This window comes from Bradyrhizobium icense (assembly GCF_001693385.1).
Taxonomy (GTDB): Bacteria; Pseudomonadota; Alphaproteobacteria; order Rhizobiales; family Xanthobacteraceae; genus Bradyrhizobium; species Bradyrhizobium icense.
Genome location: NZ_CP016428.1, coordinates 2,167,347 through 2,182,098, shown reverse-complemented (window position 1 = coordinate 2,182,098; position 14,752 = coordinate 2,167,347). Strand labels below are relative to the sequence as shown.

Below are 14,752 nucleotides of genomic sequence, written 5' to 3'. Positions count from 1 at the left end.
CAACACATCGATGACAGCCCATGACTGACGGAAGTCCCCGTTGCTGTGCGCAGCGCCAGGCCGGTGAGCCGGCGGCGACGGCCGGGTCGGCCGTGGCGCTCACACCCAGTCCGACGCCAATCGCGCGCCGCTGGAGCCGGTCGATTGGCGGCTCCTTCTCGATGGGGTCCGACGACAAGCGCTTTCCCGATGACGGCGAAGGACCGGTGCGGAAGGTAAGCGTTGCCGCATTTGCGATCGCCTGCTACGCCGTCAGCAATCTGCAGTTCGCAGAGTTTGTTCGAGCGACCGGCTACACCACCGACGCCGAACGATGTGGCTGGAGCTTCGTGTTCGAAGGGTTGCTATCGGAGGAGGCGAAACGGACGTCGACAAATCGTGCGGCCGAAATGCCGTGGTGGGTGGCGGTGCCGCACGCCTATTGGGCCCAGCCGGAGGGACCGCACTCTACGATCCTCGAGCGACCCGATCATCCCGTCGTGCACATCTCCTGGAATGACGCCAAGGCTTATTGCCAGTGGTCGCGAACGCGGCTGCCGACGGAAGCCGAATGGGAAATGGCCGCACGTGGCGGGCTGGAACACGCCGCCTATCCATGGGGCGACGAGCTGACGCCGGCAGGCGAGCATCGCTGCAATGTTTGGCAGGGACAATTCCCCAACCTCAATACCGCAGAAGACGGCTATCTCGGCACCGCGCCGGTTCATGCCTTCGAGGCAAACGGCTATGGCTTGTTCAACGTCGCCGGAAACGTCTGGGAATGGTGCGAGGACAGTTTTTCGCCGCTCTACCATCAGGTCACGGCGACTGAAAATCCCTTCCACAGCGCGCCAGCATCTAGTCGCTCGCTGCGCGGCGGCTCGTTCCTTTGCCACGAATCCTACTGCAACCGCTATCGCGTGGCCGCACGCAGCTCGAACATACCGGATAGCTCTGCAAGCAATATCGGATTTCGGGTCGCGCGCTGCGGTTTAAGTTGAATGACTTCAAACCACGTCGCGTTCGGAATGCTATGCTTGTGCGCGTGCAGTAGCGCAATTGAACACCTTCGGCGACGCGGCTGCGAGCATGACAATGACCATCGCAACTGGTCACTCCACCCGTTCCCGTCGCTCAAGTGAGCTCGAAGCTCGACGAGCTACAGGACGTCTTGCAAGCGCTTACTAGGCAGCCGCTGAGAATGGCGCCGATTGTGGCAACAGCGATAGACGAAATCCGCTGCTGCTGGGGGCAGGCAGGTTTAGCTGCATGTTGCGGCGCAGTGTGCACTGACGCTATTGGGAGAGCCCTCTGATGATGTCGCTTGCCGTCGCTTTGCCCGGCGTGTCAAACGGCACGCTTTATCGCGGCGCCCGATTAGCCGGGTGAACCGGCTTTGGTACGGGCGGTTCAGGCTCCACCTCAAGCTTCGGTTCGGTCGGAATGACCTGCGCACCGGCTGCCCGTGCGGCCTCTCCGGTGGTGCTGTAGTTGGCGATCACGGGGTGCTGTACCTTCGGCTTGTTCCACGGTCCGTGGTCGACGATCAGCATACCGAGCACGCCGAAAATCGCGACCGCAATCGCAACCTTCAATGGTGCGCCGCCACTTCTGATCAGTTGATCTTCAGTCAATTCGGCCATCCGAAATCCACTTTTGATTTCCTCCGAACAAATCAAATCCCGACGACGGCGAAAGTTCCTTATCGGTTGCCAGAGACGTACCTTTGGAACAAGTGGCTTGGCCCACGCATTGTCGGAACGTCAGCCGCCCCTCGGCGAGTGCCGAGCGATCGAGTGAGTTGCAAATTGTGAATGAAACCTCAGGACCATCGCAGCCCGGCATGGGGGAACGCGCCATCGACACAGCGACCGATGTGTCACGCACGCTGACGGAAGTATCCGTTGCGCTGCAGGCCGCAGTCGGTCGTCTGAGCGATGCGATCACGGCAGCGCGGAAACCGGGAATGCCGCTCTCGACCATCAGCGCAATCACTCGTGAAGCGCCGCTCGCCAGCCTGTTCGTCGCCTTTCTGTTCGGTGTCGCGATTGGACGTCGCCGCTAGCGCGCCCCTCATAACTTGCCTTTCGTCGAATCCTTTGCGGCCGACACGACGCCGCCGGTGATTTGTCGCATATGTTCGCCGGCGTTGGTGAACTGGCTGCGCAGGAACTCAGACTGGATCTGCATCGCTTCCTGGAGATCGGTTGCATGGACCAGCTTTCGGGCATGCTCGAACGCTGCCTTCATGTTCTGTTCGGTGAACGACAGCGCCTGCTTGGAAATTTCCGTACCCGCACCCGGCATCGACGTCATGGACTTTCCGGCGGCATCGAAGAACATACCGAACGCCTTTTCTGCCTGATCGATGGTTCTCTCGGCCAGTTCGCGCAGCTCGGCCGGGACTTCGAGTTTCGGTTCAGTCATGGTCGCTTCTCCAATGTCGACATCGGCAGGTTAGCATAATTCCCGGCTGCGTCTGCGCCATATTGGACCGGGCTCCGCCATAGACCTCGGTGGCAGTCGGGCCTCCTGGCCGGCCCAATTTCTGGCGAACGGCCCAAGGAATGATTTCCTTCGCGACCCGTAGCCATACGGGTGTGGCGCCCGATTCCAATGGTGGCAACAGTGTGGCATAGTGATTCGGGTAAGGGATCGGCTGTGGTGGCGTTGCGTCTCTGGTTTAAGTCTCTCTTGGGACATGGAGATAAGATGCTGCAAACAATTCGACCGACGCCAACCTGCACGCGCTTTCAAACCAGCATAGAAATGCCGTGCATGAAATGCGGCGCACAGATGCGGTTGGCCACGATCGAGCCGCGCGATCAGAATTACGACGTGCTGACCTACCGCTGCACGCCTTGCGACTCCGGCGAGAGCTTCCTGAAGGCGCGCTGATTACGACCCGTTCAGCACGGCGCTTCCAGCCTGCGTCAGGACGATCCCTTCGTCGCGCACTTCGACCAGGCCGAGATCTGTCAATGTTCTCAAGTCTTCGTCGCTGACCGGCGTCAGTTTCAGCCGGCGAGCCTGAATGTCCCGCAACGTCCAGCGAAGACCGATAGCCTTCTCGAGGCCGAATTCAGCGAAAGGATTTTCTGCCATTCGCTTCCAACCATTGGACCATGGAGATCAGACTCGTGTTTCCCGCCATTCGCGGCACCCGATAATGCGGAAATGCCCGCCAAGTTCCCTGACGAGCGATCAACTCCGGAAATGACGGCCCTCGTTCAGTCCCGAAAGGCCGGCGCGGCTGCTCTTCTCAATAGCGATAGGGCTCGATGTCCAGCAACGGAAAAGCGCTGAATACGCTCGGCAGATTCGTCGCTGTCGCCGAATGGAGGTAAGACTTGTCGAGCTCGGCAAAGCGGGTGACGCCGAGTAGCCCGAGACAACGGATCACTTCGTCTTCCAGCAATTCAAGCATCCGCACGATGCCGGCCTCGCCTGCGGCCGCGAGTGCCCAGCATTGCAGACGGCCGATGCCGACCAGATCGGCGCCGGAGGCAATCGCCTTTACGATGTCGGTACCGCGGCAGAACGAGCCGTCGACCATGATCCTGGCGCGACCGGCAACCGCGTCGACGATTTCCGGCAAGACGTGCATCGCACCGCGTCCGTGGTCGAGCTGACGGCCGCCATGGTTCGACACATAGATCCAGTCCACGCCATGATCGAGCGCGATGGCCGCGTCTTCCGCGGTGGCGATGCCCTTGATCACCAGCGGAATTTTATACTTATCCTTGATCAGTTTCACCGTGCGCCATTCCAGCCCTTTCTGGAAGTCGCCGCCTGTGGCCCGGATGCGGCTTTCGCGGACATACCGCTTGGCAATGTCGCGCTCGCGCCGGCTGTAGTGCGCGGTATCGACCGTCAGGCAAAACGCGGCATAACCATTCTCGATAGAGCGGTTGACAACGTCTTCGACAAAGGCGTCGTCGCCGCGGACATAGAGCTGATAGATACGCAATGCGCCGGGTGCAGCTTTGGCCGTCGCTTCCAGCCCCGGTTCGGACACCGAACTCAACATGTGAGCGGCACCGAACTGCCCTGCTCCGCGCGCGACGGCAGCGCCTGAATCGGGATCGAAAATCTCGAGCGCGCCGACCGGCGCGATCATGACTGGCAAACGCAGGCGGCGGCCGAATACCTCGGTCGATGCGTCGACGTCGACCACATTGCGCAGTACCCGCGGCCGAAATGCAATCTCGTCGAGCGCCATGCGGTTGCGACGCATGGTGGTCTCCGTCTCGGAGGCCCCGACGATATAGTCCCAAGCGTTCTGGTTGAGTCGGGCGCGGGCTTTCCGGATGAATTCGTGCAGATTCTGGAATTCTTCGCCGCTGGCGCCGAGCTCGACATTCCGCGCCGGCCGCATGGGGGTCCCGTCGTTCATGGTGTTTCTCTCCCGCTTTGGCGGCACATTAGCCGCAGTAGAACGGAAAAATCTACCGCTTTGAATGGGTTAGCCGCGATGCAAAACGCAGGGATGTCATTCGCTTGAGAGATGCACCGGCATAGAGCGAAGATCGACACCGTTCAGGCCGTATTTCCCGTTTTCCCGAAAGCTCCCGCCTCGGCCAGCGCCGCGATACGTCGCTCATCATAGCCCAGGGTCTTTCGAAGCACGTCTCTTGTATGCTGGCCAAGCAGCGGCGCCGCCACGGGATCGACGGTTGGTGTCAAGCTCATTTGCAACGGCGTTTCAATGTTTGGGACGGCGCCAGCCGTCGGATGAGGAATCCGGCTGAGGCGATAGCGGTCGCGCACTTCCGGCGCGTTGAAGCCTTCCTCTACGGTGCGTAGATAGCCGACCGGTATGTTGGCCCTCTTCATCTTTGCCATCCAGTTCTCAAGGCTGTCACTGGCAAAGACGCTCGCGATGATGGCACGCAACTCTTCCCTGTTAACGGTTCGGTTTTTCCGATGCGCGAACCGGGGATCGGTGACGAGGTCCGCCCGATCGAGCACGTCGACCACCAGCCGGCGGTACAAGCGATCGTTGGCACAGGCCATGTAAAGCGGTCCGTCGGATGCCTGATAGACGCCGACGGTGGGCGAGCCGTTCGGCGAATTCCCGAAGCGGCCCGGATTCGCGCCGCTAATCAGATAGGCCATGCCGTAGAAACCGGTCATCGACACGGCGGTATCGATCAGCGCGACCTCGACCTGCTGGCCGCGCCCGATCCGGTCACGGGCGATCAGCGCCAGCAGGATTGCGTTGCATGCCGACATGCCCGTCGCCATATCGACGATCGGCGGACCAGTCCGCACCGGCTCCCCATCCGGAAAGCCGTTCAGCGACATGAAGCCGCTTTCGGCCTGCGTGATAGGATCGAAGCCCGGACGCAACGCGAACTCACCCTTGCGGCCATAGGCCGAGATCGAGCAATAGATCAGCCGCGGATTAGTCGGCGCGACGGAAGCATAGTCGAGACCGAACTTCTTCATCACGCCGCCGGAGAAATTCTCCACCACGACATCCGCTTTCGCGATCAGTTCCCGAGCGACTTCGAGCGCCGCAGCATTGTTGAAATCGAGCGTGATACTGCGCTTGTTGCGATTGAGGCTGAGGAAGGCTGCGCTCTCGCCACCGATTTCCGCGTGTTCATAGTGGCGGGTATCGTCGCCGCCGTCTGGGTTTTCGATCTTGATCACTTCGGCGCCGAAATCGGCCAGCGTTTGCGTGCAGGCCGGACCGGCAACGACTCTGGTGAAGTCAACGACCAGCAGACCATCTAGTGCGGTCGGTTCGCCGTTCGCGCGCGGCGTTCGCTCCGGCAATTGCGGTCTGGCAGTCATTTCCGGCATTTCCTCTTGTTATTCTGCCTGGCGAAACGAAGACTTCGCCGCGACAGCCATTCAAGACTTTCTTACCGGAACCAGACGGACAACACCAAACTCCGATTTTGCAGGGCGGGACCTTCCGCTGACATAGCTCTCAGCGCGACAGGCGTGCGGCGTTGCCTGATTGCGTAGGTACCCCAAAAAGACCGCCGCCCGCCCCTGGTTTGCATCCGGACGGGCGGGGTCTTATCGATGAGAGGTGCGGCGAATAGCGTTCGCCGCATCGTTATTTCTGCGGAAGCTCCCTCTTTCTACTCGGAGATCACTTCACCGGAGCCGCCAAGCTCGGCGGGAAAGTCCTTCAGTTTGGGCAGTCCATCCCGCATCGGCAGCACGGTCTCGGCGTAGTTGACGTGCACCCCCGGCGTGAACGGCAACGTCGGAAGAGTTGCGGCGAAGACATCGACCAGCCCGATCGTCGGATGATTGGTCATCAGGTGACCGCCGCACTCTGCACAATACTGGCGCTGGCTCATCGGCGTCTTCTCGAACGTCGCAACGTGTTGCGCCCCCGCCGTGATCCGTACCGCTTCCGGCTTCCACAGGCTGAACGCGTTCACCGGTCCGCCGGACCATGAGCGGCAGGAACGGCAATGGCAATAACCCATTCCTTCCGGTGCGCCCGTGACCTGGACCTCGACCGCACCGCAAAAGCAGCTTCCAGTATGCTTCATCATTCTTCCGCCTCCTTGCAGACAATGGAGAAGTGGTCAGCTAGACCTGCGCCAGGGGAACAACATCGAAACCCGCTCCCGTTATCGGAGATACTCCACGCCGAACACGGCGACAAGATCGCGCTCCTCCGGCATAATGCCGACAAGATGTAAGCCGTCGTCACCGCCGCAAACAGCAGATGCCGGCATTTGTTGTCGGGGCCGCCCAGAAGGCGATGATGAAGCCGAGATAGATCGGGTGCCGGAAAGCGGTAGAAGAACGGCGTCTGGAAGACTGGTGCCGGCATCTCGCGGCCTACGAGATTGTTGGCGACCTTATGCAATCCGAACAACTCGAAATGATTGATCAGGAAGGTGCTCGTGAACACGATGACCCAACCGACGAATGACAGCGTCGCGATCACCATGGCAATTTCGGGTTCTTGGACATTCCAGATGACTGCCGGCATCGGACGCCATTGCCAGAACAGCAACAGAAGCGTCAGGCTTGCACACAGTACGTAGTGCTGCGTTCGACAGACCTCGGAATAAACTGCGTCAACCAGTGTTTGAACGATTTGCGCGCCATAACGCTATGTTGAATGGCAAATAACAACATCAGCCCGAGATTGACGACAAGTGCCTTGAAAGTCCCCGATTTCGCCCCGGTATCGATCGCCTTCGGCACCGCGAGGCCCGAGACGAATCCGTCGCGTACAGAATCGTGAACGGAAATGTGAGATAGGCCACACCTCCGAACAGAAATGCAGTGAATCTTGGTATTCGATTGCCAGGCATCGCCGGGCCGAGGGTTTGAGTTTCCGTCATGAAGTTGGCTCCACTCCGGACAATGGAATTGGAACCCCCGGTTTTGGCAGGATGCACGGCAAGCGGCGACAGGTCTTTGCCTGACGCTTGACCTCTTCATGAGACGGACTTGATTGTCTCTTGAGAACGGATGCGATGGGACAAGTGAGATTCAACTTCGATAATCACATCCTGGACACCGATCGTCGCGAGCTGCGCCGCGGCAGCGAACTGGTGGCGATGCAGCCGCAAGTATTCGACTTGCTCGTTCACCTATTGAAGCACCGTGATCGCGTCGTCACCCGGGACGATCTCATTGCGCTGGTGTGGGGCGGACGGATCGTCTCGGACTCGACGCTGGACAGCCGGGTTAACGCCGCCCGAAACGCGATCGGCGACAACGGCAAGGAACAGAGACTCATCCGCACCATTCCGCGCAAGGGGCTTCGCTTCGTCGGCGACGTGAATGGGTCGTGCGACGCGCAGGCCACATCGTCAACTGAAGCAGAACAGCCGCGTGCGGGGCTCGTGCTGCCCGACCGGCCGGCGATAGCCGTACTGCCGTTCGACAATATGAGCGGCGACCGGGAGCAGGAGTATTTCTCCGACGGGATCAGCGAAGACATCATCACCGCTCTGTCGAAACTGCGCTGGTTTTTCGTGATAGCCCGCAACTCGTCGTTCACCTACAAGGGCAAGCCAGTCCACATGAGGCAGGTCGCGGCCGAGCTCGGCGTGCGCTACGTGCTGGAAGGCAGCGTGAGGAGAAGCGGCGATCGCGTGCGCATCACCGCGCAACTCAACGACACTACAACCGGCAGCCACATCTGGGCGGAGCATTACGACCGGGACCTGACCGACGTATTCGCCGTGCAGGACGAGATCACCGACGCCATCGTCGCCGCGATCGAGCCCCAGATTTATGCTGCAGAGAATTTTCGCAGCCGGCGCAAGCCACCCAATAGCGTGGACGCGTGGGACCTGGTGATGCGAGCATTGTCGCATCACTGGCGGGTGACGCGTCCCGACGGCCTCGCCGCGCAGGCCCTGCTGGAACGCGCCATTGCGATCGATCCGAACTACGGCCAGGCATTGGCCCTGTTCGCCACCAACCACATGTTCGGTGTGCATCTGGGCTGGACGGATCTTGCAGCCGCAGCACCCGTCGCCGAGCAAGCAGCATTGGCGGCGATTGCCGCCGACAGCGAGGATGCCTGGGCCCATACGGCCCTCGGTAGCGTGTATTTCTCCACGCGCCGGCTCGACCATTCGTTGGCCGAGTTCGAACTGGCGCTCCAGCTCAATCCGAATTTCTCCCTGGCGCAGGGCTATTATGCGCTGGCACTATCCTATACCGGGCGATGGATGGAGGCTTATGCGGCGACGCAACGCGCGATCCGGCAGAGCCCTCGCGACCCCTCTTCTGCGATCTATTACGGCGTTGCCGCCTACGCCCAGTTCGTCGGAAGGAACTATCAGGAAGCGATTGCTCTGGCGCGTGAAGCGACCCGTCAGCGCGGCGACCTCACCGGCGCCTATCGCGTGCTGACGGTCGCGGCCGGCATGAACGGCCAGATCGAACTCGCCCGGACCGCGCTTCAGGAACTGCGCCGGATCCAACCCAATATTTCGCTTGCCTGGATCGCGACGCAGCTACCCTGGAAGCTCGACGCCGATCGCGAGCACTACCTCGAAGGCTTTCGCCGCGCCGGGTTGGAATGAACTTCTGTGACCGGCCCTGATTACTGCTGCTTTTCCCAGAACGACAGCAATCCCTGCGAGGCCGAGCCTCCGATCACGCAGGGAATGCCGACTGCGACTTGCCCCAGCGCGGCCGCAGAGACGCAACCGAGCGCAACCGCGCCGACGCCGACCTGGCCCCAGAAACTGAGGTCGCGGCGGCTATCGGAGCCCTTGGTCTTGAGTTCATCCACGGCGGCCAGCGCATCCTTGCGCAGAGCTGCGATCTGCACTGTGTCCGCCGCCTCGACCACTTCGGCGAGCGGCGCCTTGACCGCCGCCGGTTGTCGGGCAAGTTCGCTGCGGAGATATTCGCGCAAGCTGGCATCGCGGATCGCGTAGCTTGCCAGCGTATAGCGCGCCATGCTTCCGACCGTCAGCTTGTCGATCGTGTCGCGGCTCTTGCTCCATGGCAGCATCTGGATAATGCGCTGGATCGGAGCATGCGAGCCGGTCGCAAAATAGTAGCCCCACAGCGTATCCAGCAAATCCTGGTTGCTCGCCAACGTGAGCGTCGTGTTCAGCTTCCGCTCGTCCTTGGCGAACGGATTCTTCGTGAGGGCGCCGCGCAACTTGTCCATCATGCCGGGCTTTACTTCTTCCAGCGGGATTTCGGTCAAGGTCGGTAGCTTGCCTGCGAGATAACTGTCGATCATAACCCGCCGGCCCGGCATTCGTGGTGCGACCCGGCGCAGGACATTTCTCCAATCCGGCAGCCCCGAATAGGCGATGGAGCGGACGATCACCCATTCGTCTTCCGGGCGGATGGGAAAGAAATTGGCAATGAGTTGCTCGGCCTTGGCCGGGTTGGAGCCAATCGCACCGGCGATAAAGCCGAGATAAATTCCGGCGTTCTCCGGCTCCTTGAACGTCTGCGAGTGAAACAGCACGCGCACGGCTGCCGGGACGCGTGCATAGTCCGGCTTGGCCCGATAGTTATAGATCCATTGCTGGACTACCCCAAGCGAGGCGCGCGGATCGACCTCCGGCGCCTTCTCTGCGTGCGCCGGCTGGACCAGCATCAGCGCGGCGGCAATGAAGGCGGCATATCGCATGTGATGCTCCTGCGAGCGTCGACGCCTGCGGTTCCTGCGCGAGCGTCCGAGCTCTCTCCATGGCGAAGCATGAAGTGTGCATTGCGACAATTCTGAGAAAATCAGCATTAACAGCAGACGTCAAAATTGCGGCACGCCACGAAAAACTCGCCCGCAACTCACCTTATCCCAGACATTTTTTCGCCCCGCAGGGGCAATTCGATCTCAGCCGATCAACTGGGAGTCCGGCGGGACGTGGAGATCCGACGCATCACGCAACGCAGCCGATCGTTCCGATCGGGGGTGACCATTTGCCGGCTTGCCGGCGCCCTCGGCTTAATTTTCGCAACACCGTTCGTCGCCGAAGCAGCGCCGCCCCCACCGGATACGATCATCGTCGAGGGCAACCGCCGCGTCGACGCCGAGACTATCCGCTCCTATTTTCGCCCCTCGCCCGATGGGCATTTCGATGATGCCGCACGTGATGCTGCGCTGAAAGCACTGATCGCAACGGGCCTGTTCGACAAAGTTTCCATCGAGCGCGCCGGTGATCGGCTTGTCGTGCATCTGTCCGAAGCGCCTGTACTCGACCGCGTCGCATTCGAAGGCAACAAGAAGGTCAAGGACACTGACCTCGCCGCCGCCATCGAATCCAAGCCGCGCGGCGCGCTGCAACGGGCCACCGTGCAGTCCGACGTCGGCCGCATCATCGAGGCATACCGGCGCGTCGGTCGCGCCGAGGTCAGCGTCGATCCGCAAATCATCGACCGCGGCAACGGCCGGGTCGACCTCATCTATGCCGTAACAGAGGGCGCAAAGACTCCGATACGGCAGATCGATTTCACGGGTAACAAGGCCTTCGGCAAGCGACAGCTCAGCGCCGTGATCAAGACCTCCGCCACCCATATGCTGAGTTTTCTGACCGGCGGCAACGTCTACGATCCCGACCGCGTCGCGCAAGACCAGGAACAGCTACGGCTTTACTACCGCAGCAAGGGCTATGCCGATGTCAGCGTGTCACCGGCGAAGGCCGAGTATGATCCGGCGGCAAAGGGCTTCACGCTGAACTTCGCAATCGACGAAGGCCCGCTTTATCACTTCCGGGAAGTCATCGTTGCCTGCAACGTTCCGGGCATGGATTGCGACAAGCTTCGTGCCCTTCCCACCGCGCATCCAGGCGCGGTGTTCGACGGCAATGCCGTGGACAAGTCCACCGAGCTTCTGGCGATCGAAATGGCAAAGCTCGGCTTTCCTTTTGCCCAGGCGACACCTCGCCTCACCCGCAATGCCGCCACGCAACGCATCGACGTCGCCTTCGTGATCGAACAGGGATCTCGAGCCTATATCGAGCGGATCGAAATTCGCGGCAACACGCGCACCCGCGACTACGTGATCCGGCGCGAATTCGATATCGCCGAAGGTGATCCCTACAACAAGACATTGATAGATCGGGCCGAACGGCGCCTGAAGAATTTGAACTACTTCAAGACGGTGAAAATATCGAACCGGCCTGGTTCAGCGCCCGATCATGTCATCCTCGATGTCGAGGCCGTTGACCAGGCGACCGGCGATTTCAATATCGCCGGCGGCTACTCGACCGTCGATGGCGCGCTCGTCGAGGTCAAAGTGGGCGAGCGCAATTTCTACGGCACGGGCAAAAATGTCCAAGCTTCCTTTACCCTCGGCCAATATGCGCGCGGGATCAACCTGGCCGCATCCGAACCCTATTTCCTCGGCACCAAAGTCGCGGCCGGAATTGAACTCTTCGGCCGTCAAACCGACGTGAGTAGCTACCAATCCTATGGCAGCACCACCTATGGTGCGAGACTGCAACTCGGTACGCCGATCACCGAGGAAATTGGCGTGCAGTGGCGCTACGCAATCTACAATCAGAACATCACGCTGTCGCCGAACGGTTCGGGCCTGACGCCTTCGCTGGCCGTCCGGCAGGCGGCGGCCGCCGGCCCGACCTGGGTCTCCGCCCCCGGCAGCACGACCACCTACAGCACGCTGGACAACACAAAGAGCCCGACCAGCGGAATCAGATCGGAGCTCAGCCAGGACCTGGCGGGACTGGGCGGCGACGTGAAGTTCCTGAAGACCACGGAAGACGTGCGCTATTACAAATCGCTCAATAGCGATCTGGTTGGCATGGTGCGCGCTCAGGGCGGCTACGTTACCGGTTGGGGCGGCCAGCAGGTACCGCTGATGAATAACTTCTTCGGCGGCCCGACCATGGTGCGTGGCTTTGCCCCGAACGGATTCGGCCCACGCGACCTCACGCCCGGCACCACGATGGACAATGTCGGCGGCAGCGCCTATTGGGCAACGACCGCCGAACTGCAGAGCGCGATCCCTGGCGTGCCCAACGAATACGGTCTCAGGGCCACGGCCTTCGTCGATGCCGGCAGCGTATTCCGCTACAGCGGATCGACGGCATCGCTTCAGGTCGCGAACAAGAATGTCGTACGCTCGTCGGTCGGCGCCGGTCTGACCTGGGCCTCCCCGTTCGGCGCCTTGACCGTCGACTACGCCGTGCCGTTGACGAAGGCGGCCTACGATGTGGTCCAGCCCTTACGATTCAGCGCGGGAGGGTTTTGACCGGCATGGGATGTCGCAAACCCATACAACAGCGCCAAACGATCGATGCATTCGCGCAATCGCCTTGAAAAATAGTCATGCCATCGCCTGATGCGCAGTCCCCTCCGCTCGCCAACCTGCTCCATGGTCATTCCCTGGACCAGGACATCATGCACCAGCGCGGAGCCCTCCGCGCCGAGCTCGCGCTCGGCGCGGTTCAACCGCAGCACGGCCTTGCGTTGGCCTTCGGTCATCGGTTCGCGCTGCTGCCCGCCATCGACATATTCCCCGGTCGGATCGACCGCACGTTCGGCACTCTCCCAGTCGCTCTGGAACGCCCTCCCGGCCCGATACTGCTGCGGCCTCGCCGCACTCAGCATCGATAATGCAGAAAAAGCGCTCACCCTCTTCCTTGATGATGTGGCTAGTCTAGATCGGCTTCACCGAACCATACGGAATTCATCGCGCTGCTCAAAAGAGTTATCACAGTGAAAATGGATTACGCCCGACAGCTCGCGCTCGCGAGTGACCTTTCAGAAGCGACAGCATTGCAATTTGCATATTGCCGAGCACAAGTTGAAATAGCGACTGATCTTATTCGCATAGTTTCAGATTCGATTGCGGAGCAGACAAACAGCAGGTCTGCGTCAATCTAGCTGTGATCAGGATCATGTTTATCGATGGCCGCTTCTGTCGCTTGGCTTGAGCGCGACCTCGACAATCTTTCGATGCACTCAACGTCTTCTCTCAGTTTCTTCAGTTCGAAATAGGCTTTGGTGAACTTGAAATTTGCAGGAATAGCCGGTGCGGGGGGAATGTCCGGGATGGCCCTCTCCGCGGCCTCCCGCGCGCTCTCGGAACGTATCTCGGCGCCCATGATCCGGCCGCCCCAATGACCTCGCGCCTCTTGGTGCTCATGACGGGCGATTACAGCGCCCTTGGGGCAACAGGCAACGCCACTAGGATTAGAGGCCCGGAACGCCACCACACCACGGCTACGTCAATGTGCAATCTATTCGATCACCACGAACCAGGAAGCGATCCGAGCGGCTGTTCCAGGTGATGAATCCTTACGCAGGTAACCTGCCGCCGATGCCGGGGGTGTTTCCTGGCTATCTCGCGCCCGTCGTCCGCAATGTCGGCGCCGTGCGCGAGCTCGTCCTGATGCGCTGGAGCATGCCGCCTCCGCCCACGACCGGCGGGCCGCTGGTCACGAACATCCGCAACACCTCGTGTCCGCACTGGCGCAGCCGCTTACGCGAAGAGGTCAGCGGGGTCTAGGACGCCGATCGGGATCCGTCTGGCTTGTTGTCGGAGGCCCGCCGCCACCGGCGGCTCCGCCGCCGTCGCCGGGCGGCGACATCGTGGCTCCCGTGGTGCCAGTCTGACCCACCCCTGTTCCCATTGGTGAGCCCGTGCCCCTCCCCGTTCCCGAGGTCGCCGCGCCAGTACCTGTGCTGGGACCAGCACCCGCGCTGCCACCAGCACCTGCGCCGGGCCCACCGCCCGCACCAGCACCAGCTCCACCGGCCGTACCCGCACCAGCTCCACCACCCGTACCCGCACCAGCTCCACCACCCGTACCGCCAGCTCCACCAGCCGTACCCGCACCAGCCCCGCCGCCCGCGCCTGCGCCCCCAGCTCCGCCGACCCCGGCACCGCCTCCGCCGGCACCGCCGCCCCCTGCACCTTGGCCGACAGCTAACGTTGAGCCGAGCGCAAAGAACAATGCTACCGCGATTGCTGATGCTTTCATGACGATCTCCTTATAGCTGTGGAAGCCCCATAGCTGTGGAAGCTCCGGAAATTTTCATTCGCTGCTTTCGTTCCTATTTTGCTGCGGCCAAATGCGCGAGCGGCTCCTTCGCGCAATAGGAAGCTTTCCTGGCGCGGAGCTTAGGGAACAGCAATGATCGCGTGGCGCGACGCAGGGAGAAAGACATGACATCGAAGTCAAAGAACCCTCTACGGCCCGAAGACTTTCCCTTGGATGTCGAAGGTCAGAAGATAAAGAGGACTTCTCGCCGGAGACCTATCCGGATGGTGCGCGGCCAACGATCATCGTCCTGACCGACGATACGTTGGCTACGCGGACGGCTTGCACGCGCTGAT

The 14,752-nt window shown here is 61.1% G+C and carries 12 protein-coding genes and 2 pseudogenes; 5 read left to right on the top strand and 9 right to left on the bottom strand.

Annotated features, from left to right (window positions below):
• The first annotated feature begins 20 nt into the window (after positions 1-20).
• A complete protein-coding gene (locus tag LMTR13_RS10265) occupies positions 21-980 on the top strand; it encodes a formylglycine-generating enzyme family protein (RefSeq protein WP_065727766.1) in 960 nt (319 codons plus the stop codon).
• 360 nt (positions 981-1,340) lie between these two features.
• Here LMTR13_RS10265 and LMTR13_RS10260 read toward each other — a convergent pair whose 3' ends face one another.
• Entirely contained in the window at positions 1,341-1,622 is a 282-nt protein-coding gene (locus LMTR13_RS10260; protein ID WP_065727765.1) for a hypothetical protein, read from the bottom strand.
• A gap of 200 nt (positions 1,623-1,822) precedes the next feature.
• Between LMTR13_RS10260 and LMTR13_RS10255 the strand changes: the two genes are divergently transcribed.
• Positions 1,823-2,044 (top strand): hypothetical protein, encoded by a 222-nt coding sequence (locus LMTR13_RS10255; protein ID WP_197521067.1) that lies wholly within the window; start codon positions 1,823-1,825, stop codon positions 2,042-2,044.
• Positions 2,045-2,052: 8 nt separating this feature from the next.
• Here the strand turns inward: LMTR13_RS10255 and LMTR13_RS10250 are convergent, their stop codons facing one another.
• The 6 genes and pseudogenes from LMTR13_RS10250 to mddA all read right to left on the bottom strand — a co-directional run bounded on the left by LMTR13_RS10250 (position 2,053) and on the right by mddA (position 7,307).
• Positions 2,053-2,406 carry a phasin gene (locus tag LMTR13_RS10250; protein ID WP_065727764.1) on the bottom strand — a complete coding sequence of 118 codons (354 nt, stop codon included), beginning with the start codon at positions 2,404-2,406 and terminating at the stop codon, positions 2,053-2,055.
• A 471-nt stretch (positions 2,407-2,877) separates the two neighbouring features.
• Positions 2,878-3,084, bottom strand: coding sequence for a hypothetical protein (locus LMTR13_RS10245; RefSeq protein ID WP_065727763.1), 207 nt, complete (start codon positions 3,082-3,084; stop codon positions 2,878-2,880).
• Positions 3,085-3,241: 157 nt separating this feature from the next.
• Positions 3,242-4,375, bottom strand: a complete 1,134-nt coding sequence (locus LMTR13_RS10240; protein ID WP_065732582.1) for an alpha-hydroxy acid oxidase — start codon at positions 4,373-4,375, stop codon at positions 3,242-3,244.
• Between the two features lie 143 nt (positions 4,376-4,518).
• Positions 4,519-5,781 (bottom strand): CaiB/BaiF CoA transferase family protein, encoded by a 1,263-nt coding sequence (locus tag LMTR13_RS10235; protein WP_065732581.1) that lies wholly within the window; start codon positions 5,779-5,781, stop codon positions 4,519-4,521.
• A 296-nt stretch (positions 5,782-6,077) separates the two neighbouring features.
• Entirely contained in the window at positions 6,078-6,500 is a 423-nt protein-coding gene (locus LMTR13_RS10230) for a GFA family protein (RefSeq protein ID WP_065732580.1), read from the bottom strand.
• A gap of 81 nt (positions 6,501-6,581) precedes the next feature.
• Positions 6,582-7,307: pseudogene (mddA, locus tag LMTR13_RS10225) on the bottom strand (methanethiol S-methyltransferase).
• A 144-nt stretch (positions 7,308-7,451) separates the two neighbouring features.
• Between mddA and LMTR13_RS10220 the strand changes: the two are divergent.
• Positions 7,452-9,008, top strand: a complete 1,557-nt coding sequence (locus LMTR13_RS10220; protein ID WP_065732579.1) for a winged helix-turn-helix domain-containing tetratricopeptide repeat protein — start codon at positions 7,452-7,454, stop codon at positions 9,006-9,008.
• 20 nt (positions 9,009-9,028) lie between these two features.
• Here LMTR13_RS10220 and LMTR13_RS10215 read toward each other — a convergent pair whose 3' ends face one another.
• Complete coding sequence (locus LMTR13_RS10215) at positions 9,029-10,081, bottom strand: hypothetical protein (protein WP_065727762.1); 1,053 nt, start codon at positions 10,079-10,081, stop codon at positions 9,029-9,031.
• 234 nt (positions 10,082-10,315) lie between these two features.
• On the opposite strand from LMTR13_RS10215, the gene bamA reads away from it, so the two are divergent.
• Complete coding sequence (bamA, locus tag LMTR13_RS10210; protein WP_335622075.1) at positions 10,316-12,661, top strand: outer membrane protein assembly factor BamA; 2,346 nt, start codon at positions 10,316-10,318, stop codon at positions 12,659-12,661.
• Here the strand turns inward: bamA and LMTR13_RS10205 are convergent.
• Positions 12,616-12,996: pseudogene (locus tag LMTR13_RS10205) on the bottom strand (hypothetical protein); the annotation flags it as partial. The gene bamA and the pseudogene LMTR13_RS10205 sit on opposite strands and share 46 nt — an antisense overlap.
• Before the next feature lie 706 nt (positions 12,997-13,702).
• Between LMTR13_RS10205 and LMTR13_RS42330 the strand changes: the two are divergent.
• The gene (locus LMTR13_RS42330) at positions 13,703-13,921 is read left to right on the top strand and encodes a hypothetical protein (protein ID WP_065727759.1); all 219 of its coding nucleotides are present in this window, start codon (positions 13,703-13,705) and stop codon (positions 13,919-13,921) included.
• The last annotated feature ends 831 nt before the right edge of the window (positions 13,922-14,752 follow it).

What these genes read in the sequence shown, in the direction of transcription:
- LMTR13_RS10265 (WP_065727766.1), top strand. Translation starts at nt 21, where the DNA reads ATGACTGACGGAAGTCCCCGTTGCTGTGCGCAGCGCCAGGCCGGTGAG.
- LMTR13_RS10260 (WP_065727765.1), bottom strand. Translation starts at nt 1,622, where the DNA reads ATGGCCGAATTGACTGAAGATCAACTGATCAGAAGTGGCGGCGCACCA.
- LMTR13_RS10255 (WP_197521067.1), top strand. Translation starts at nt 1,823, where the DNA reads ATGGGGGAACGCGCCATCGACACAGCGACCGATGTGTCACGCACGCTG.
- LMTR13_RS10250 (WP_065727764.1), bottom strand. Translation starts at nt 2,406, where the DNA reads ATGACTGAACCGAAACTCGAAGTCCCGGCCGAGCTGCGCGAACTGGCC.
- LMTR13_RS10245 (WP_065727763.1), bottom strand. Translation starts at nt 3,084, where the DNA reads ATGGCAGAAAATCCTTTCGCTGAATTCGGCCTCGAGAAGGCTATCGGT.
- LMTR13_RS10240 (WP_065732582.1), bottom strand. Translation starts at nt 4,375, where the DNA reads ATGAACGACGGGACCCCCATGCGGCCGGCGCGGAATGTCGAGCTCGGC.
- LMTR13_RS10235 (WP_065732581.1), bottom strand. Translation starts at nt 5,781, where the DNA reads ATGACTGCCAGACCGCAATTGCCGGAGCGAACGCCGCGCGCGAACGGC.
- LMTR13_RS10230 (WP_065732580.1), bottom strand. Translation starts at nt 6,500, where the DNA reads ATGAAGCATACTGGAAGCTGCTTTTGCGGTGCGGTCGAGGTCCAGGTC.
- LMTR13_RS10215 (WP_065727762.1), bottom strand. Translation starts at nt 10,081, where the DNA reads ATGCGATATGCCGCCTTCATTGCCGCCGCGCTGATGCTGGTCCAGCCG.
- LMTR13_RS42330 (WP_065727759.1), top strand. Translation starts at nt 13,703, where the DNA reads ATGAATCCTTACGCAGGTAACCTGCCGCCGATGCCGGGGGTGTTTCCT.